This is a genomic window from Pseudoalteromonas sp. APC 3250 (assembly GCF_030407915.1).
Lineage (GTDB): Bacteria > Pseudomonadota > Gammaproteobacteria > Enterobacterales > Alteromonadaceae > Pseudoalteromonas > Pseudoalteromonas tetraodonis.
Window position 1 is genome coordinate 42,828 of record NZ_JASDCM010000017.1, and the last position, 17,929, is coordinate 60,756.

Below are 17,929 nucleotides of genomic sequence, written 5' to 3' on the forward strand. Positions count from 1 at the left end.
CGCCTAGCGCGAACCATAACGCATAAACCTAATTAAGCTGAGCATTTGTTCAGCTTTTTTGATTTTTACGTGCCTAAAGGAGTTGTATATGTCGGCAGAAAAAACCCATCTTGAAATTTGTAACTTAAGCAGAGAACAATACCCACAAATTAAAACCTTGATGGACGAAGCGTACCCTGATTTAGGCGGCGCATGGCCAAGCCATACAATTTTTAGACTTATAGATCAGTTCCCTGAAGGGCAAATTGGTATTGTTGATGATGGCGTGCTGGTGGGTTTAGCGCTGAGTGTCCAAGTAGATTATGCACGTTTTTCGAACCCGCACACCTATGAAGATATTGCTGATGGCCATGATCGTGTATTTAGTGATACCACAGGTGACGCGCTATATGGTTTAGATGTTGCTATTAGTGAGCAGTACCGAGGCATGCGATTAGGGCGTCGTCTTTATGATGCCCGTAAAGAATTATGTCGCCAATATAACTTACGCGCTATTTTAGCGGGTGGCCGCATTCCGCGTTATTACAATCACAGCGACGATATGACGCCAATGGAATACATTGCCAAGGTGGATCAAAAAGAGATATACGATCCAATATTGAGCTTTCAATTAGCTAACGATTTTCAGGTAAAGCGTTTACTTAAAAAGTACCTTCCAGAGGATCAAGAATCAGTAGGTTATGCCACGTTACTTGAGTGGAATAACATTATGTTTGAGCCAACCGATACCGTTATTGAGTCGACTAAATCAATTGTACGTGTAGGGGCTGTGCAGTGGCAAATGCGCTGTGTTGAGTCGGTTGAAGAAATGCTTAAGCAAGTTGAATATTTTGTTGATACGGTGTCTGATTATAAAAGCGACTTTATTTTATTTCCGGAGTTCTTTAACGCGCCACTGATGGGGTTAACTGAGCAAAGTAATCAAACCGAAGCCATTCGTTATTTAGCTGAATACACTGAGACTTTTAAAAACGCGATGTCGCGGATGGCAATTGAGTACAACGCGAATATTATCACCGGCTCTATGCCGCTTGCCGAGGGTGATAAAATTTATAACGTAAGTTACCTGTGCCACCGCAGTGGCAAAATAGATGAGCAACGTAAAATTCATATCACCCCGCATGAACATAATGATTGGGTGATTCAAGGCGGTGATAAAATAGCGGTATTTGAAACCGATGCCGGTCGCGTAGGGATTCAAATTTGTTACGATGTTGAGTTTCCAGAGTTGTCGCGTATTTTAGCAACCCAAGGGCTTGATATTTTATTTGTGCCATTTTGGACCGACACCAAAAATAGTTATTTACGTGTTCGCCACTGTGCACAAGCGCGCGCTATTGAAAACGAATGTTATGTGGTTATCGCAGGTTCGGTGGGTAATTTACCCGAAGTAGAAAGTTTAGATGTGCAGTATTCGCAATCTGCTGTTCTTACACCGTCTGACTTTTCATTTCCACACGATGCCACACTAAATGAGGCCACCACCAATACCGAAATGCTATTATTTAGCGACTTAGATATGGACAAGTTAAAAATACTTCACAGTGAAGGTACCGTGCGTAACTTAAAAGACCGCCGCAGTGATTTATATGAAGTGATATTGAAAAAGAGAGATGTTTAATGGCGTGGATGTACTTAATAATTGCAGGGTTACTTGAAATTGGTTGGCCAATAGGCCTAAAAATTTCACAAAACCCAGATACCCGTTGGCAAGGCATTGCAATTGCAATCGCGTTTATGGTCGCAAGTGGCTTTATGCTTTGGTTAGCGCAAAAGCAAATCTCTATGGGGACTTCTTATGCGGTATGGACGGGGATTGGCGCAGCAGGTACGTTTTTAGTTGGTATATTATTTTATGGTGATGCAGCCACTTTTGGCCGTATTGCTGGTGTATTAATGATTATTTGTGGTGTCATCACCTTAAAAATTAGTCATTAATTGTTAGATTAAAAAACAAGCGCAGGTTTATACCTGCGCTTTTTTTAACTACTTGGCAGCATAACCAATATGGCAGCCACTGCAATCAGCACTAGCCCCGCACTATCTTGGCGCTTTAGCGGCTGCTTTAGCCATAAAATCGAGATTAACATGGTAAAAAACACTTCTATTTGACCGAGCGTTTTTACATAGGCGACATGCTGTAAGCTCATGGCACTAAACCAGCCGACGGAACCTAAGCAGCTAAATACACTCACTGCACTTGTCATTTTCTTATATTGATACATCATTTTAAAGGTATGGCGCTCTTTTAAAGCAATGTATATACATAACATCAGTGTTTGCAAGCTAATAATCAGTAACAAAACCCACGCGGGTGCATAAGGAAAAGCTATACCCGAGCTTAAACTTGCTTCGCGGATCCATGACGATGACAACGCAAACGAAGTACCGCAAGCAAGCCCTGTTAAGGCGGTTTTTAAGCTAAAATGTTTCACATTTGCAATGCCGCTTAATAGCAATACAGCAAGTGCGCCAATAAATACACCAATCCAACCTAAAAATGAAAGCGCCGAACCAAAAAATAGTAACCCTAATATCGCCGCCATTAGCGCTTCGCTTTTAGCAAGGCCGGCGCCTACTGCAAAATTGTTCATTTTAAACAACTTCACCATGAGCCCTGTGGCAATAATTTGCACTATGCTGGCTCCAATAATATAGCTAATAAATAAAGGATTAAATGAAGGGAGAGGCGCATCTTGGTAATAATAAAGCGCATATAAATACAGCCCTGCAATAGGGCTTGCGACAATAAAGCGGGCTAGAGTAACGCCAGCAACGCTGACATGAGCGCTTAATTTGCTTTGCAGCGCATTACGCCATGACTGCATAAATGCGGCAAAAATAGTGAGTAAAATCCAAATCATCTTAAACAACATACAAAAAAGTGGAGAGCTAATTTAGCAGTACTCTGGCATTAAAGCGACCATCAAAAAGGCATAATGAATATTCATCACCTGCGACAATTTGCCACAGTGACGCACTGCTTAAATCGGCTATAGTGTGAGGGATGTTACTGTTAGCCGCCAGAGCTCAGGTTATTTATATTTGGCGGCTTTTTTCTATTTGCTGTGTTATTTTGGGTCATAAATAATAACTCGAGAATTATAATGACGATTTTATTGGTTTGCGCCTTAATTGCAGTGATCATGCCTTATGTTGCGAGAATCCCAGCTATTATAGAAATGAATAAGCTCGGTGGTTACGATAATAAACATCCGCGGCAACAACAAACACAACTTACAGGACTCGGAGCACGGGCGCTGGCTGCTCATCAAAACTGTTTTGAATCGTTAGCGGTTTTTGCCGTTGCTTTGGCTGCTGTATTAGGCACAAACAATGTTAATGCCGTAACCGAAACTTTAGCGATGACGCATATTGTAGCGCGTATTTTATTTTGTACTTTTTATTATTTAAACCTCGATATTATTCGCTCGATCACTTGGCTGGTGGGAATAGGCACCGCTATTGGCATGATCGCCGTCAGTTTATAACGAGAATAAGCAAAAACCACAAAGCAAGCAGCCTACAAGGGTGCTTGCTTTATAGTCTTAAACACTTATTCCCATTAATGCGATATGTTAACTCGCTCTATTAAATCACTTTTTGTAACTGTACTGTTGAGTGCAAAATCAAGTTGTATTAGTACGTTCTGTTGTCCCATTGATGAAGGCGTATATTGCCATTGCATCAGTGCTCTTTTTGCTTCTTTGTTAAAGACTGCTTCTGGTTCAGCTTTTACAACAGTAATGTTAGCTGTTTTACCTGCTGGGGTTATGTCGTATTTTAATACCACTGAACCGCTAATGCCTTGTTCCGCCGCTTGTTTTGGGTAAAGCGGTTCGATTCGCATTACGGGAGCAATAGATGTTTCTTTTTTAGCTGATGCTTCAGGTTGCTTTGCTACTGCTAAGCCACTGAGTAAGCTCGCAGCGATAAGTAACACGCTTCCTTTTGCTAGGCGCGAATGTGCGCCGTTATGTTTGATATTAGTAAGTCGTTGTAACATGGTTTTTTTATCTCCGTAGTGTGAATAAGCCATCAGACCCGCTGGCGCATTGGCAGCGCAGTTTATTAAGGCTTTGCTGTATAAAATTTGTTGCTGTGTGGTTTTATTGCTTAGTACCCGTTCATCACAAGTTAGCTCCTGCAAACGTCTACAGCTTGCATAAGCCATCCAAGCCAGAGGGTTAAACCACAATAAAATTGTAGCCAGTAATAGCAGCACATTTATAAGGTTGTCTTTGCGCTTTATATGCACGTTTTCGTGCTCTAGAATAAGCGCCAGAGTAGTATTATCAAACTGAGTATTATAATTGTGCGGCAATACCAGTTTGCTATTAAAAACACCAATGACCATGGGCGTAGCCACCTGAGCACTGGTATAAGTTTTTACTCCGGTTATTACCTGCTTAAAGTTCGCTAATTCAGTGAGCTGTAGGCCTTTGACAAATCGGGTATGGGTAACAACAGCGGCAATTAATAGGACCGTGGTAATAATGACATACAGTAGCGCCAAACTAACACTCAAGCTGTTTGTAAGTACCTGATTAGGTGTGATTAAATGGTAACTAATGCCGCTATTTTGCAGTGGCTTAATTGCACTAGGTAAATTAGCCAACAGAACTGATACAGGTATTAACCAAGCTAATTTATACACAAAGCGTGAACCAAGGGTTTTTAAGCCAAAGCGCTCCAGTAAAACAAACCCTGCAAACAACAGACTTAATAATAGCTGCTGCTCAATGAGCCAATTAAATCCTATTTGAATCGCCATGCTAACTCCTTACTTTTGATTCTTTTCCCAGTCATCAATGACTTTTTTAAGCTCGTTTATATCTTGCTGAGAGAGTTGCTCCGATTTAGCGAAGCCACTTACCAAAGGGGCAATACGACCACTAAAAAAGCGCTCTATGAAGTTCTTACTCTCTTTTAAAGTGTAATCAGCACGCTTTATACAGGGGGTGTAAATATATTGGCGGCCGTCTTTTTCGAAGCTAAGCGCGCCTTTTTTTACTAAACGACCCAATAAGGTTTTAATGGTTTTTTCGTGCCATTGTTTATCGTCACTTAAACGCTCAATAATTTGGCTGGCTGTGGCGGGGTAGTTAATCCAGAGTGCATCCAGCACTTCAAATTCTGCTTTTGATAATTCGATCATTTTATTGCCTACAAGTGTAATCTTTTATTTAAGACTACACCTGTAATCTATTTTTGCAAGTTTATTTTTTGTTTTTTAATCACGCTAAAGGGAGGGAATTAGTGTGAGCTTATTGGCTTAAAATATCGTTTTTGTTAATTTTTATAAAGTGGTTTTCTGGGAGGTTTAAATTATCTAATAGTAATTCACTGATCTGTACGCGGTATAAATCAATGACTGTGTAGCCACAGTAATGCGCCATTTTACGTATTTGCCTGTTGAGCCCTTGTTTTAAAACAATACTAAATTGATTACTCGCTATTTTAACTACTTCACAAGGTCGTGTTATTTGCTTATCAACGGGGACGCCTGCCGCCATTTTTTCACAAAAATGCGCGTCTAATGGTTTATTCACAGTGACTAAGTAGCGTTTAGGTTGATGAAAGTCTGGATGAATCAGTTGATTACAAAAGTCTCCGTCGTTGGTCAAGATAATTAAACCACGAGAATCTTTATCAAGGCGGCCAATAGGGTAAACACGGGTAAGTTGAGGCAGGTGATGAATAAGGCTGCTGGGGTCGTGATGATTGAGTTTACAGTCAATCCCTACCGGTTTGTGATAGGCAAAGTACACTAAATCGGCTGGGCCTTTAATGGCGTGACCATTAACGATAACACGGTCGTTTTCGTCCACATGATCAATATGATTAGCGGGGCGATTATTAACGATGACAACGCCTTCATCAATCAAGCGCGACGCTTGTTTTCGTGAGCAAATACCGGCATGAGCAATGTATTTAGCGAGTCGAATTTTTGTATCCATAATGCCGTGTAATTAAAAAATATTGATCGCGATTATAGCAAAGCTGCGTATTGATTACTTGGACAGTTAATTTAACAGTAGGTAGGTTACTATGGGTATTCAATTTTCAGAACTAAAAAAGCATCAGCCATTACAAAAAGTGGTTGTTCATTCACTGGAAATGGCCTTGTACCAAGTGTCTGTTGTCATTAATAATGTTGAATACTATGTACAAGAAAGTAATGGTGAATTTGTGAAGGCACTAAGCCCATTACATATTCAAAAACGCTTTGAAGATATCGCCTATGCACAAATGATGCTAAGGCACACCAGTGCTTATGATGAAATGTGTGGTCAACCGGAAAAAATTTCCAGTAATATGCTCGAAGTGCCCTTTGGGCAAAACAACCTGTTTTAATATCAGGTATTTGCTAATATAGGTTTATTTGGAATCATCCAATGTACCTATTACATCCCGATAATTCTGAGCAATTAAATCAAGCACTGCGCGCGCACATGCTTGAGTTTAATGCTCAGCACTTCGACGCACAGCGTCAACCTCTTGGCTTTAAATATCTCGATAAACAAGGTGAGTTAGTTGCAGGCATAAGCGGTCATGTGTTTGGTAACTGGTTGCTAATAAGCTGGTTATGGTGCGATGAATCGGTACGAGGCAATGGCTTGGCTGATTCGTTATTAACATCACTTGAAAATGCAGCAATTGAAATGGGTGCCGTTCAGGCTCAGCTTGACACCTTAGACTTTCAAGCCAAACCTTTTTATGAAAAACGGGGTTACCAAGTTAAATATCAACTTGATTATTACCCACTTAATGGCACTCGTTACTTTATGGAAAAACCGCTAATAGTGGCTGAATAACGCTGATTGGAGCGTTATTTTTTTGCTGTTAATGGCGTACCATCAAAGGTAACACCTAAAAATGGGGTAGCTTCAGGCGCTAACATAAAGGTGCGAATATTCATGTGATCGTCTGCATCTGGGTTGTTTAGCACATCTTCGCGATAAAATGCCCCAAAACAATCTAATGTATTTTGCTTACTAAGACCATTGAGCTTTGCAAATGCAAAAATCTTGCATGAACCGTTATTCTCACTCGCAGAGCTCAACAACCCATGGTTACTAAAGCTGCATGCAGTAAAAGTATAATGCTCATCAATAACGGCCATAGTATCAGCAAAAGCAATGCTTTTAGGCTCATTCGCGAGCGTTGTTAAGTAGTTTGTAAGCGTCATACGCTGTCCTTGTTATTATAAGATATTGTTAAGTAATTACCCCTAACCTATCTTATGATTGATTTATATTCAATTGAGCCAATAAAACAAGCATAGTTTATTTACCAATTAAGTGGGTTAACGCATGAATGTTGGTTATTTCAATATCAGCAAGTCCTTTGTAGGCATAGGCTTGTGCTTGATTATTTAACCACACAGACTGGCAGCCAGCGTTATTAGCACCTTGCACATCGCTATCAAGGCTGTCACCTATGTGTAAAATTTCACTGTTGTTAATACGCAAATGTGTTGCAGCTTGATCAAATAAGGTCGTATGTGGTTTAGCTTTACCGTGCAGGCCAGCTTGCAGCACCAGTTCAAACTTATCTTTTAAATTAAAACGCTCAACCTCTACATTACCGTTAGTAATGGCAATTAATTTGTAGTGCTGGCTTAGTTTATCAAGCAATGTTAGTACGTCTTCGCTCACTTCAATATTACTGCGCGCATCAGCAAATGCTTGATAAGCACTGTGTGCATGATGCTCTACTTCATCGTCTTTAAAACCAAGCTCAGACAAAACTAAGCGTAGGGTATGTTTACGCCACTGAGTGACGTTATCAATGAGTTCAGGTTGGTGTTGAACAACTCGCTCACGGCATTGTTGCCAAAACTGTGGCCCCTGTTTTTTATAGCCTGGCAGCGCATTTAAATAATCAATTTGCGCCTGAACGGCTGCGGTTATGATTGGGCGGTTGTCGTATAAGGTGTCGTCTAAGTCAAAGCTTAGTACAGAAAAAGGAGAAATTGCGCGATTAAATCGGATCATGGTTATTACCCTAATCGGTTCGTTTTTTAGCTCGTGGATGGGTGTTGTCGTACACCTTAGCCAAGTGCTGAAAATCTAAATGAGTATAAACTTGGGTTGCAGATAAACTACTGTGGCCTAATAGCTCCTGTACTGCTCGTAAATCGCCAGACGATTCTAAAATATGCGACGCAAATGAGTGGCGTAATTTATGCGGATGCACTTGTGAGCTTATACCTTGTTTAATGCCCCATTCTTGCATTCGCAAACGGACTTGGCGCACAGAGATACGGTTTTTTTTACTACTTAAAAATACCGCGTGTTCGTCTGCGCCCATAAATAGCGGCCGAACCGCGAGCCATTTCTTTAATGCCTCAAGGGCCTTAGAGCCAACCGGTATTAGCCGTTCTTTTGCACCTTTACCACGTACCAGTATTTCACCATTACGGGCGTTTATATCCTGCATGTTAGCACCAACTAACTCGCTAATGCGCAGACCTGATGAATACATGAGTTCCATCATGGCTTTATCTCGAATGGCAAGTGGATCGTCATCGGGGATTTCGAGTAAACGTGCCATTTGGTCAACATCAAGATTTTTAGGTAAAGGCTTGGCAAATTTAGGGCCTTTTATCCCTTGCGCGGGGTTATGGTAATGCGGTTGCTCAGTAATATTTTTTGCTTTTAAAAACTTATATAAACTTCGAATGCAGCTTAGCTTTAAGCTGATTGTTCTGCCGCTCAGTTGCTTAGCGCGCAGCGCCATGCTGTAACGGCGAATGTGCTCACTTTGTACGGCAAACCAATTGTCGCATAGCTTATTAAAATACAAGGCGGCAAAACCTAATTGGCTAACATATTGATTGACGGTGTGCGCTGAATACTGGCGTTCAAATTTTAAGTAATCACTAAATAATGTAATGGGTGTACGCCAGCTATCGCTTAAGTCGCTAATATTTGGCGTGTCGTCGCTCATGCCAGTTCCAGTAACCGTATTTGTAATGAGCGTACAAAATCTAACACAAATAAGTTATCTTGTGAGGGCTCAAAGTGGTTCTCATCGTGGCTGCCAAAAGCCAAAATTGCGTAGGGGTTAGTGGGTTCGCCAATTAAATACAGGGCGGTCGATTGGGTATCATCGTTAAAGAGTAAGTCGCGCTCTTGCTGATTTACCCGCCCTAAATAATGATTACTATCTGACAATCTATGCTTTACTAAGCCCTCAAACGCGCTGTCGTATCTTACGAGTTTGCACTCATTAATAGTCGGGCTCATGCAAATAATGTTGCGTAAGTTACTTGCCAAAGTATTAAAGTCGTAATTGCTCCAAAGCTGACGATGGCATTGACTGAACAAGCGGTACACGAGTTCATTTTGCGTGGCATGCTTGGTCATCGTCTCGATTTGATGTTTTAACTGAGTATTATGTTCACGTAGTTGACGTTGCTGAATATGTACTAACGAAGTCGCACCCTGAACTTGCTGTTGTAACTCAAGTTGCGCTAATAGCGCAGGTTGATTTATTAAAAAATCAGGGTGCTGTTGTAAGTAATCTATTACTTGCTGTTTAGTTAATTCACTCATAGTGCAACTTGCCCATCAAATACATGTTCAGCGGGGCCTGTCATACGCACAGGGTGGCCTTCGCCACTCCAGCGAACTTGTAAGCTACCGCCTGGTAAATCAACTTGCACTGTGCTGGTGAGCTTGTTTTGAATAAAGCCAATCACCATAGCGGCACACGCACCGGTACCACAAGCAAGTGTTTCGCTTACACCACGTTCCCACACTCTGAGTTTAATGTGTTCTTGAGAAATAACCTGCATAAAGCCAATATTTGCGCGCTGTGGAAAACGTTCATGATTTTCAAGCAACGGGCCAAGGGTACTCACTTGTGCCGTTTCAATGTCGTCTACTTCCATGACGCAATGCGGGTTACCCATAGAAACAGCACCGCTAAAAACGGTATGTTCTTCTGCACGAATAATATAAGTCAGCTCACGTTTGGTTGCTTTAAGCGGGATTTTACTCGGCTCAAAATTAGGGTGTCCCATGTTAACCGTTACTTGGCCGTCTTTTTCAATATACAGGGTGAGGTTACCAGATTTAGTTGAAACGCTAATTTTATGTTTATTGGTTAAGCCTTTCATGCGCACAAAGCGGGCAAAGCAACGGGCGCCGTTACCACATTGTTCTACTTCGTGGCCGTCGGCATTAAAAATCCGATAGTGAAAATCGAGATCGGGTGAGTAAGGGGCTTCAACCATCAGTAATTGGTCAAACCCAATGCCGAAATGGCGATCGGCCAGCTTTTTGATTTGATCACGGGATAAAAAAACGTTTTGTGTAATATTATCAATCACAACAAAGTCGTTACCTAAGCCGTGCATTTTGGAAAAATTAACTAACATAGCGCTCTAATTCGGTTTTGCTCTGCGCTAATCATGCCACAGAGCAGCTAGGTAACAAAAACGTTTATGGTAAAATTTTCTCACCTTGGTACAGGCTCTCGATGGTTTCGCGTTCGCGAATAAGATGATGTTGCTCACCATCTACCATTATTTCGGCAACCCGTGGGCGTGAGTTATAATTTGAACTCATTGTAAAGCCGTATGCTCCAGCGCTTCGCTGCACTAATAAGTCACCTTGTTTGAGTGCTAGAGGGCGGTCTTTACCTAAAAAGTCACCGGTTTCACACACCGGCCCAACCACATCATAGTTGTGGGTAGGTGTTTCGTCATCACGCACCGAGACAGGAATAATTTTTTGCCACGCTTGATAAAGTGATGGGCGCAACATGTCGTTCATACCCGCATCAACAATCGCAAAGTACTTGTCTTGATTTTGCTTAATAAACTCAACCTGAGTCACTAAAATCCCAGCGTTGGCGGCAATAGCTCGCCCTGGTTCAAAAATCAGTTCAAGGTGGCGATAATTAGTAAGGCGCTGTGTTACTTGTGCTGCATACTCACTCGGGTGGGGAGGCTGTTCGTCGTCGTAGGTTACGCCAAGGCCTCCACCAATATCTAAATGGCTTAACTCAATACCTGCATTTTTTAACTCATCAATTAATGCCAGTAGTTTATCAAGCGCCTCTAAAAACGGTTTGGTTTGTGTCAGCTGTGAGCCAATGTGACAATCAACCCCAACTATATTTAAGCCAGGTAACGACGCAGCATGTTGGTACACACTTAACGCGGTTTCGATACCAATGCCAAATTTGTTTTCTTTTAGGCCAGTAGAAATATACGGGTGTGTTTTAGCATCAATATCAGGATTAACACGAATAGAAATTGGCGCGTCTAGATTAAGCTCACACGCTACTTCTGAAATGCGCTCAAGCTCTGAGATTGATTCAACGTTAAAACATTTAATACCTAATTCTAACGCATAAGCAATTTCGTCAGCGGTTTTAGCAACCCCAGAAAACACCACTTTATTGGCTGCGCCTCCCGCTTTGATGACCCGCGCGAGCTCGCCTTTTGAAACAATGTCAAAACCCGCACCAAGTCGCGCCAGTATATTTAATACTGCAATATTTGAATTTGCTTTAACGGCGTAGCACACTAGGCTTTTATGATCTTGAGCTGCATTGGCAAACGCTAAATAATGGCGTTCAAACGTCGCTCTTGAATACACATAACACGGTGTACCATAGTGCTGTGCAATCGTTGCTACGCTGACATCTTCAGCAAATAGTTGATTGTTTTTATAATTAAAAAAATCCATTTACTGCTCCTGTTTTTGCTCAATAGGTGTTTGCTTGTTGGGGGTGTCTGTTGGCTGATTTTGTTCAGTAGGCTGCTCTGGTAAGTACAGCGGGCCGCTTTGACCACAGCCAGCTAACGCACACAACAAAACGGTGCTGATTAATAGTTGTTTTAATTGTAAGGTATATGTCGCTTTCATTAGATTAATACGGTTGCTGGCTTTATAATCGCAGAGTAACAGAATATCTAAAAAATGCAGCTATTCGCGGATGATTTTATTCCTGTTACACTAGCTGTACAAACATGCACCCATTATTTAGGCGTCTTGCCTGCAAAGGAAATTAACGATGACTGATCACGAATATCACCAGTTAGCAGAAGCTCTTATGTTCACAATTGAAGAACAAGTTGATGATTGTGAAGCAGATTTAGATTATGAATCGGCTCAAGGTATTTTAGAAATTATTTTTCCAGATCGCAGTAAAATTGTGATTAATAAGCAAGCACCGTTGCATCAAGTGTGGGTGGCAACAAAATTTAATGGTCACCATTTTGAAATGCGTGATGGTCAATGGATTGATAACCGCTCAGGTGCAGAGTTTTGGAGTTTCATCAATGAAGCGTCAACACGTCAAGCGGGTCAAGAAATTAAGTGGCAATCATCGCTATGAGTTTAGAGTTTGTTCAATACCCAGCTCAGGGAACGCATAAAGCCACGGTTATTTGGCTACATGGTTTGGGTGATTCTGGTGACGGTTTTGCCCCAGTAGCGCCACAGCTCGATTTACCCAGTGAACTAGGTGTGCGTTTTATCTTTCCGCATGCGCCTATGCAGGCTGTTACTATTAACGGCGGTATGCAGATGCGCTCATGGTATGACATTAAATCGATGGATTTAGACAAACGTGCAGATGAGCAAGGGGTTAGGGAGTCTGCAGCAAAAGTTGAGCAATTAATAACGCAAGAAATTGCTAACGGCATACCGGCGAACAAAATTATTTTAGCGGGATTTTCACAAGGTGGCGTCATATCGCTACATTTAGCCCCGCGTTTAGAGCAAAAGCTTGCTGGCGTTATGGCACTATCAACCTATATGTGTGTGCCACATAAATTGGCTGATGAAGCAAAGCAAACACAGCTAAATATATTTATGGCTCATGGGAGCCAAGATGACGTTGTACCGCATAGCGCGGGTAGAAGTGCGTTTGAAGTATTATCAACGCATAACATGGATGTGAGTTGGCAAGAATACCCTATGGGGCATCAGGTTTGTACACAAGAGTTACAAGCTGTGCGCCAATGGTTAATTTCTCGCTTAAGTTAGTTTAGGAGCCGCTGAGGGTCAAAATGAGTCAAAAAATAGTAATAACAGCAAATGTAAAACGTGAACCACAGGTTAGCGAACCCAGCGTGAGCTATGAGTGGCATTGGCGTCGGATTGTGAGTATTTCTATGTTGGTGATTATGACCTCTGCAGCGGTTATTTACGGCCTGTCTAGCGCTGTGAATGCTGATCAAGGGGCGCCGCATCCTAATGAGCAGCTAGATTTTACTGAGCAACAAACAGCAATTGTGTCGTTAAGCGATGATACTGCAGCATCAGCAGAGAGTGAAAACGCAACAGATGCTGATGAGGAGCTGCTGAGCAGTGTCGCAATTGCAGCACCTAAAATCCTTTCCCCAGATGAGCAAAAACCAGCTCCTATTACCGAACAAGTAACATCAGAGCCTGAAGTTCAACAAAGTATTATTGAGCAAGAAGTAGAGCCAACGATCACTGCTGAGCCTGAAGAAGCAGCCATGGCTGCAACAGATAACCAAACGCCTGAAACCGAAACGGCCAGTGAAAAACCGGCTGAGCAAAAAGTATTTGCTGAATCAGCACAAGTTGCGAGTGTGGCCATTGGTGCCAAAATAGATACAGCTACTATTAGCCGCGCCGTATTGACGCGCAGTGTGAGTAATCGTGAACCAACCAATGTATTTGCCGCCGATGTGCGTTTAAGCCAATTTGAAGAATCATTGTCATTTTTTAGTGAGCTTAAAAACTTACAAGGTCAGCAGGTAAAGCACATTTGGTTATTTGAAGGGGAAGTGATGGCGGAAGTGTCGCTCAAAGTTACTTCTCCGCGCTACCGAACTTACTCAACTAAAAATATTATGGATTCCCAGCTAGGGAATTGGCGCGTTGATGTGGTTGATGAGCGAGGCTTACTCATTGCGCAAAAAGAATTTAGAATTTTAGCTGATTAAATCGCCCTCAGATAGAACAGGTTTTAATCCTGGAAGGTCAACAGACCCCAGTAATTATTAATGGATATTTTATGACTGAAAAAACAAAGTTAGTTCGCATTGCTACTCGTAAAAGTGCATTGGCACTGTGGCAGGCTGAATTTGTAAAAGCGCAGCTAGAGCATTTTCACGATGACGTGCGTGTAGAGCTGGTGCCTATGTCGACTCAAGGTGACATTATTTTAGATACACCACTGGCTAAAATTGGTGGTAAAGGCTTATTTGTAAAAGAACTAGAACAAGCCATGCTTGATGGGCGAGCAGACATTGCAGTGCATTCAATGAAAGACGTGCCAGTCGAATTTCCAGATGATTTAGAGTTACATGTTATTTGTGAGCGTGAAGACCCGCGTGACGCGTTTGTATCAAATAATTTTGCCAATATTGATGCGTTACCGCAAGGCGCCATTGTTGGCACCTCAAGTTTACGTCGCCAATGCCAAATTAGAGCGTTGCGTCCAGATTTAGAAATTCGTGACTTACGTGGCAATGTAAATACACGTTTAGCAAAGCTTGATAGTGGTCAATACGATGCGATTATACTCGCAGCGGCTGGGCTAATTCGTTTAGAAATGGGTGAACGTATTCGTGACTTTATTGAGCCAGAAGTGTCGTTACCTGCTAATGGTCAAGGTGCTGTCGGTATTGAATGCCGTATAAATGATGAAGTTACTAAAGCCTTATTAGCTCCGCTGGAGCACAGTGAAACTCGTATTCGTGTTAATGCCGAGCGCGCAATGAACCGCCACTTAGAAGGGGGCTGCCAAGTTCCGATTGGTGCTTATGCATTGGTTGATGGTGAGCAAGTGCATTTACGTGGTTTAGTTGGGGCGATTGATGGCAGCGAAATTTTACGCGATGAAATTTGTGGGCATGTTGATGATGCGGAAAAATTAGGAGTTGAGCTGGCTAAAAAACTCTTAGCACAAGGCGCAGATAAAATCCTTGCTGACGTATATCGAGACGCATAATGAAACACATCTTGATAACTCGGCCCGAAGGAAAAGGCGCAGCCCTTGCACAGCAACTTGAGCAAGCGGGTTATCAAGCGTCTTTATGTCCTGTTCTAAAAATAACGTATTTAACCCCAACCAGCGTTGAGCTAAGCCCGTTGGTTAATGCCGACAAAATTATTTTTGTTTCGCAAGATGCAGTACATGCACTGAGTGCCCTTAAGCCTGTAATTAACACCAAAGCGCAGTTTTATGGTGTTGGCCAACAAACAGCCGACACCATTTATGAAGTATTTGGTGTACGTGCTGCTTTGCCAAAACAACATGACTCTGAGGGGTTGCTGGCGCTTAAGTCATTGGCTGAGGTTGATGGCAGTAATATCGTGTTGGTTAAAGGCATTGGTGGGCGACCTGAGATAGCAAAAACCTTAAAACAACGCGGTGCTTTTTTAAATAATTGTGTGGTGTATCAGCGCGAGCCGGTAGCGCAACAATCCGCTGACTGGATAGACCACTGGCAAAGCCAGAATGTACACGGTATAGTCATTACTAGTAATGCCGCCGTTGATGCCATTTTTAATACCCTTACCGCGGCGCAACTAACATGGTTACAACAGTGCGAATTTTATGTTGCCAGTGAGCGTATTGGCGATTATTTACAACAGCAAAAAATAAATTCGACACATATACATACTGCGGCAGGAGCTAGCGACCACGCTATGTTTGCCTGCATTAATCAGCAAGGTAGCAAAATGAGTGAACAGTCAGCGACGTCAAAAGTAGAAAAAGCAGCAGCGCAGCCAATAGCCAATAACACGTCTAACACCGCTAAAAATGACACTGCAAAAGCCAATAATCAAACGCAAAATAATACCCATAAAGTGAGTAAGGTGGGGAGTTTAGCGTTGGTGATTTCGTTACTTGTTGCCAGTGGCGTGGGTTATGAGTTTTATCAAAAGCTCAATGCCGGTAAAGTGCAAAATTTAGCGGTTAATGCATTAACAGAGCAAAATAAGATATTGCAGCAAGAGCTGCAAGCGCTTAAGTCTGAGCAGCTCAGTCTACAGCAAGCGTTACAAAAGAGCGAAGAGCAAACTGCTATGGCGCTTAATGAAAACTCTGTAAAAAATCAGCAAGCATTAAAAGCAGCACTGCAAAAAGTGCAGCAAAGTGGTAACACATTAAACCCACAAGAAGTGACTAGCTTACAACGCATGGCTGAATTTAAATTGTGGGCTGAACAAGATTACCAAGGCACAAGTGCAGTGCTTAAACGTTTAGATTCACTTTTAAGCGATCACCCAGGCACGCTTGAGTTACGCCAAGCAATTATACAAGACATACAAACGCTCGATAGCATTAAACCCGTTGCAACAGAGGCGATTTACTTACAGTTAAATAGTGTAAAAGATCGTATCGATAACTTGGTATTTAATGCGGTTAATTTGCCAGAAGAAGCGTCAGTAACTGATGAAAACGCGCTCTCTGAAAATATGAGTGATTGGCAACAAAACATCCGAAATAGCTGGAATAAAATAGTTGATAGCTTTATTACAATTCGCCATCACGAAGGGGTATTAATAGAGCCGCTATTAACTGATAGAGCGCGCCACCTGATTAATCAGCGCATAAAGCTCAATATTACTCAGGCGCAAGATGCACTAATGAGCAAGCAAGCCAGCATCTATTTTAGCGCCTTAAACGACACAAAACGTTTGGTTAATGAATACTTTAAGCAAGATGATAATGCCACAAAAGTGGTACTACAAACTTTAGTAAACCTTGAAAAAGAGCCGCTTAACTTTAACCCTGAGGTGACATTGCAAAGTACTGAGCAAGTTAAGGAGTGGGCACAATGATAGGGTTGATCATTTTTATTGTCGCTATTGTATTGGTATTAGCGATCACTCCTTTCGTGTTAGATGAAAAAGGCTATGTGCTGATTTCATTTAATAACACCACCATAGAAGGTACGATTGTTTCGTTTTGTATTATGGCGGCACTGAGCGCAGCGGCTTTGTATTTAACTTACAAACTCGTACGCTACTGTTTATCTATTTACAGAAATACCAAACATGGATTTTTTGCTCGCAGCCAAGAGCGCAAGCATGCAGCTATAGAGCAAGCACTGTGGAGCTTGATTAATGACGATTACGCGCAAGTGGAAAGCGCGTTATCAAGTAACAGTGTGCCAGCTAAATTTTTAGACATACGTTTGGCGTTACTAGCAAAAGCTGCACTGGCAAATAATCAACCCGATAAAGCGCTGGAATACTTGTTTGAAATAAGCCCTGAGCAGCAACTAAAAGTGGCTAAACTATGGTTAGCCAGTGGCGACAGCAGTGTTATTGAACCGCAAATACGGATGGCGGCTGAATCTAAAAAAGCCACGGTACTTGAGCTTAAACTGTACACTGAAGTGTTGGTGCAACAGCAGCACTTTAAAATATTAGAAGACTTTTTACCGCGCTTATTACGTAAAGATGCATTGAGCGATAAGCAGTGGCAGCAGGTGTTTTTAGCTTATTTTGCTGCTCAAGCGAGTGATGAGCTAACCAGTAAGTACCAGCAATTAGGTAAGAAATTGCAAGCACATGCGCACACTGCGTACTTAACTCAAATGGCAAAAACAGGGCAGTTGGCGAGTATTGAAAACGAGTTAATTAAAATGCTCAAACACGCTAAGCACCACTCTGAACTTGCCGACATTTTACGTGAAGCTGCGCCAAGTAATGCTTACAAGCTGCAATCAAGCATTCAAGAGCGGTTGAAAAAAGACGAGCACAATAACGCGTTATTATTAGCGCTGGCGTGTTTAGCGAATGCCCAAGGTGATTATGATTTAGCTGCACGAGTATTCGACAAAGCGCTTAATAGCGATAACAAATCACAGTATCGACAACAAGCTATACTAAGCTATAAACACAGCGCACAATTAGATAAGGCGCTTGTGCTCTATCAATAATGGATTATATTTTATAAATCAATAATTAAA

General features: G+C 41.9%; 22 protein-coding genes. 11 read left to right on the forward strand and 11 right to left on the reverse strand.

The features are described from left to right. Positions 1-88: 88 nt before the first annotated feature. Positions 89-1,621 (forward strand): bifunctional GNAT family N-acetyltransferase/carbon-nitrogen hydrolase family protein, encoded by a 1,533-nt coding sequence (locus QL986_RS15445; RefSeq protein ID WP_016900226.1) that lies wholly within the window; start codon positions 89-91, stop codon positions 1,619-1,621. Further along, positions 1,621-1,938: a multidrug efflux SMR transporter gene (locus QL986_RS15450; RefSeq protein WP_016900225.1), complete on the forward strand. Its 318-nt coding sequence runs from the start codon at positions 1,621-1,623 to the stop codon at positions 1,936-1,938. The genes QL986_RS15445 and QL986_RS15450 overlap by 1 nt, the downstream gene beginning before the upstream one ends. A 44-nt stretch (positions 1,939-1,982) precedes the next feature. Here the strand turns inward: QL986_RS15450 and QL986_RS15455 are convergent, their stop codons facing one another. Beyond that, positions 1,983-2,864, reverse strand: coding sequence for a DMT family transporter (locus QL986_RS15455; protein ID WP_013463714.1), 882 nt, complete (start codon positions 2,862-2,864; stop codon positions 1,983-1,985). 243 nt (positions 2,865-3,107) lie between these two features. Between QL986_RS15455 and QL986_RS15460 the strand changes: the two genes are divergently transcribed. Continuing rightward, entirely contained in the window at positions 3,108-3,491 is a 384-nt protein-coding gene (locus QL986_RS15460) for an MAPEG family protein (protein ID WP_013463715.1), read from the forward strand. Positions 3,492-3,565: 74 nt separating this feature from the next. Here QL986_RS15460 and QL986_RS15465 read toward each other — a convergent pair whose 3' ends face one another. From QL986_RS15465 to QL986_RS15475, 3 genes are all read right to left on the reverse strand, one after another. Next, positions 3,566-4,774: a M56 family metallopeptidase gene (locus QL986_RS15465; protein ID WP_028834871.1), complete on the reverse strand. Its 1,209-nt coding sequence runs from the start codon at positions 4,772-4,774 to the stop codon at positions 3,566-3,568. A 9-nt stretch (positions 4,775-4,783) separates the two neighbouring features. Continuing rightward, complete coding sequence (locus QL986_RS15470; protein ID WP_013463718.1) at positions 4,784-5,158, reverse strand: BlaI/MecI/CopY family transcriptional regulator; 375 nt, start codon at positions 5,156-5,158, stop codon at positions 4,784-4,786. Between the two features lie 109 nt (positions 5,159-5,267). Further along, positions 5,268-5,960 carry a pseudouridine synthase gene (locus QL986_RS15475; protein ID WP_013463719.1) on the reverse strand — a complete coding sequence of 231 codons (693 nt, stop codon included), beginning with the start codon at positions 5,958-5,960 and terminating at the stop codon, positions 5,268-5,270. A 91-nt stretch (positions 5,961-6,051) separates the two neighbouring features. Between QL986_RS15475 and QL986_RS15480 the strand changes: the two genes are divergently transcribed. Both QL986_RS15480 and QL986_RS15485 read left to right on the forward strand, forming a co-directional pair. Beyond that, the gene (locus tag QL986_RS15480; protein WP_013463720.1) at positions 6,052-6,357 is read left to right on the forward strand and encodes a DUF6482 family protein; all 306 of its coding nucleotides are present in this window, start codon (positions 6,052-6,054) and stop codon (positions 6,355-6,357) included. Positions 6,358-6,398: 41 nt separating this feature from the next. After that, positions 6,399-6,818 carry a GNAT family N-acetyltransferase gene (locus QL986_RS15485; protein ID WP_024601979.1) on the forward strand — a complete coding sequence of 140 codons (420 nt, stop codon included), beginning with the start codon at positions 6,399-6,401 and terminating at the stop codon, positions 6,816-6,818. A gap of 14 nt (positions 6,819-6,832) precedes the next feature. Here QL986_RS15485 and QL986_RS15490 read toward each other — a convergent pair whose 3' ends face one another. From QL986_RS15490 to QL986_RS15520, 7 genes are all read right to left on the reverse strand, one after another. After that, on the reverse strand, positions 6,833-7,192 hold the full coding sequence (locus QL986_RS15490; protein WP_024601980.1) for a HopJ type III effector protein: 360 nt from the start codon (positions 7,190-7,192) through the stop codon (positions 6,833-6,835). Between the two features lie 97 nt (positions 7,193-7,289). Next, positions 7,290-8,000: an HAD-IA family hydrolase gene (locus QL986_RS15495; protein WP_013463723.1), complete on the reverse strand. Its 711-nt coding sequence runs from the start codon at positions 7,998-8,000 to the stop codon at positions 7,290-7,292. A 10-nt stretch (positions 8,001-8,010) separates the two neighbouring features. Further along, a complete protein-coding gene (locus QL986_RS15500) occupies positions 8,011-8,955 on the reverse strand; it encodes a tyrosine recombinase XerC (protein WP_013463724.1) in 945 nt (314 codons plus the stop codon). Next, entirely contained in the window at positions 8,952-9,563 is a 612-nt protein-coding gene (locus QL986_RS15505) for a DUF484 family protein (protein ID WP_024601981.1), read from the reverse strand. Before QL986_RS15505 ends, QL986_RS15500 begins: the two co-directional genes overlap by 4 nt. After that, the gene (gene dapF, locus QL986_RS15510) at positions 9,560-10,390 is read right to left on the reverse strand and encodes a diaminopimelate epimerase (RefSeq protein WP_013463726.1); all 831 of its coding nucleotides are present in this window, start codon (positions 10,388-10,390) and stop codon (positions 9,560-9,562) included. Before dapF ends, QL986_RS15505 begins: the two co-directional genes overlap by 4 nt. A gap of 64 nt (positions 10,391-10,454) precedes the next feature. Next, positions 10,455-11,708: a diaminopimelate decarboxylase gene (gene lysA / locus QL986_RS15515; RefSeq protein ID WP_024601982.1), complete on the reverse strand. Its 1,254-nt coding sequence runs from the start codon at positions 11,706-11,708 to the stop codon at positions 10,455-10,457. After that, on the reverse strand, positions 11,709-11,888 hold the full coding sequence (locus QL986_RS15520; RefSeq protein ID WP_013463728.1) for a lipoprotein: 180 nt from the start codon (positions 11,886-11,888) through the stop codon (positions 11,709-11,711). Positions 11,889-12,036: 148 nt separating this feature from the next. Here QL986_RS15520 and cyaY point away from each other — a divergent pair, with 148 nt between their 5' ends. The 6 genes from cyaY (at position 12,037) to QL986_RS15550 (ending at position 17,899) form a co-directional block, all read left to right on the forward strand. Continuing rightward, positions 12,037-12,360, forward strand: coding sequence for an iron donor protein CyaY (gene cyaY, locus QL986_RS15525; RefSeq protein ID WP_013463729.1), 324 nt, complete (start codon positions 12,037-12,039; stop codon positions 12,358-12,360). After that, positions 12,357-13,013: an alpha/beta fold hydrolase gene (locus QL986_RS15530; RefSeq protein WP_036980847.1), complete on the forward strand. Its 657-nt coding sequence runs from the start codon at positions 12,357-12,359 to the stop codon at positions 13,011-13,013. Before cyaY ends, QL986_RS15530 begins: the two co-directional genes overlap by 4 nt. Before the next feature lie 23 nt (positions 13,014-13,036). After that, the gene (locus tag QL986_RS15535) at positions 13,037-13,942 is read left to right on the forward strand and encodes a DUF2914 domain-containing protein (protein WP_138686363.1); all 906 of its coding nucleotides are present in this window, start codon (positions 13,037-13,039) and stop codon (positions 13,940-13,942) included. 71 nt (positions 13,943-14,013) lie between these two features. Then, the gene (gene hemC, locus QL986_RS15540; protein ID WP_024601984.1) at positions 14,014-14,952 is read left to right on the forward strand and encodes a hydroxymethylbilane synthase; all 939 of its coding nucleotides are present in this window, start codon (positions 14,014-14,016) and stop codon (positions 14,950-14,952) included. Next, a complete protein-coding gene (locus QL986_RS15545; RefSeq protein ID WP_024601985.1) occupies positions 14,952-16,793 on the forward strand; it encodes a uroporphyrinogen-III synthase in 1,842 nt (613 codons plus the stop codon). Before hemC ends, QL986_RS15545 begins: the two co-directional genes overlap by 1 nt. Continuing rightward, the gene (locus QL986_RS15550) at positions 16,790-17,899 is read left to right on the forward strand and encodes a heme biosynthesis HemY N-terminal domain-containing protein (RefSeq protein ID WP_024601986.1); all 1,110 of its coding nucleotides are present in this window, start codon (positions 16,790-16,792) and stop codon (positions 17,897-17,899) included. Before QL986_RS15545 ends, QL986_RS15550 begins: the two co-directional genes overlap by 4 nt. The last annotated feature ends 30 nt before the right edge of the window (positions 17,900-17,929 follow it).

Excerpts from the sequence above, each read along its gene's own strand:
- QL986_RS15445 (WP_016900226.1), top strand. The coding sequence starts at position 89 with ATGTCGGCAGAAAAAACCCATCTTGAAATTTGTAACTTAAGCAGAGAA.
- QL986_RS15450 (WP_016900225.1), top strand. The coding sequence starts at position 1,621 with ATGGCGTGGATGTACTTAATAATTGCAGGGTTACTTGAAATTGGTTGG.
- QL986_RS15455 (WP_013463714.1), bottom strand. The coding sequence starts at position 2,864 with ATGATTTGGATTTTACTCACTATTTTTGCCGCATTTATGCAGTCATGG.
- QL986_RS15460 (WP_013463715.1), top strand. The coding sequence starts at position 3,108 with ATGACGATTTTATTGGTTTGCGCCTTAATTGCAGTGATCATGCCTTAT.
- QL986_RS15465 (WP_028834871.1), bottom strand. The coding sequence starts at position 4,774 with ATGGCGATTCAAATAGGATTTAATTGGCTCATTGAGCAGCAGCTATTA.
- QL986_RS15470 (WP_013463718.1), bottom strand. The coding sequence starts at position 5,158 with ATGATCGAATTATCAAAAGCAGAATTTGAAGTGCTGGATGCACTCTGG.
- QL986_RS15475 (WP_013463719.1), bottom strand. The coding sequence starts at position 5,960 with ATGGATACAAAAATTCGACTCGCTAAATACATTGCTCATGCCGGTATT.
- QL986_RS15480 (WP_013463720.1), top strand. The coding sequence starts at position 6,052 with ATGGGTATTCAATTTTCAGAACTAAAAAAGCATCAGCCATTACAAAAA.
- QL986_RS15485 (WP_024601979.1), top strand. The coding sequence starts at position 6,399 with ATGTACCTATTACATCCCGATAATTCTGAGCAATTAAATCAAGCACTG.
- QL986_RS15490 (WP_024601980.1), bottom strand. The coding sequence starts at position 7,192 with ATGACGCTTACAAACTACTTAACAACGCTCGCGAATGAGCCTAAAAGC.
- QL986_RS15495 (WP_013463723.1), bottom strand. The coding sequence starts at position 8,000 with ATGATCCGATTTAATCGCGCAATTTCTCCTTTTTCTGTACTAAGCTTT.
- QL986_RS15500 (WP_013463724.1), bottom strand. The coding sequence starts at position 8,955 with ATGAGCGACGACACGCCAAATATTAGCGACTTAAGCGATAGCTGGCGT.
- QL986_RS15505 (WP_024601981.1), bottom strand. The coding sequence starts at position 9,563 with ATGAGTGAATTAACTAAACAGCAAGTAATAGATTACTTACAACAGCAC.
- dapF (WP_013463726.1), bottom strand. The coding sequence starts at position 10,390 with ATGTTAGTTAATTTTTCCAAAATGCACGGCTTAGGTAACGACTTTGTT.
- lysA (WP_024601982.1), bottom strand. The coding sequence starts at position 11,708 with ATGGATTTTTTTAATTATAAAAACAATCAACTATTTGCTGAAGATGTC.
- QL986_RS15520 (WP_013463728.1), bottom strand. The coding sequence starts at position 11,888 with ATGAAAGCGACATATACCTTACAATTAAAACAACTATTAATCAGCACC.
- cyaY (WP_013463729.1), top strand. The coding sequence starts at position 12,037 with ATGACTGATCACGAATATCACCAGTTAGCAGAAGCTCTTATGTTCACA.
- QL986_RS15530 (WP_036980847.1), top strand. The coding sequence starts at position 12,357 with ATGAGTTTAGAGTTTGTTCAATACCCAGCTCAGGGAACGCATAAAGCC.
- QL986_RS15535 (WP_138686363.1), top strand. The coding sequence starts at position 13,037 with ATGAGTCAAAAAATAGTAATAACAGCAAATGTAAAACGTGAACCACAG.
- hemC (WP_024601984.1), top strand. The coding sequence starts at position 14,014 with ATGACTGAAAAAACAAAGTTAGTTCGCATTGCTACTCGTAAAAGTGCA.
- QL986_RS15545 (WP_024601985.1), top strand. The coding sequence starts at position 14,952 with ATGAAACACATCTTGATAACTCGGCCCGAAGGAAAAGGCGCAGCCCTT.
- QL986_RS15550 (WP_024601986.1), top strand. The coding sequence starts at position 16,790 with ATGATAGGGTTGATCATTTTTATTGTCGCTATTGTATTGGTATTAGCG.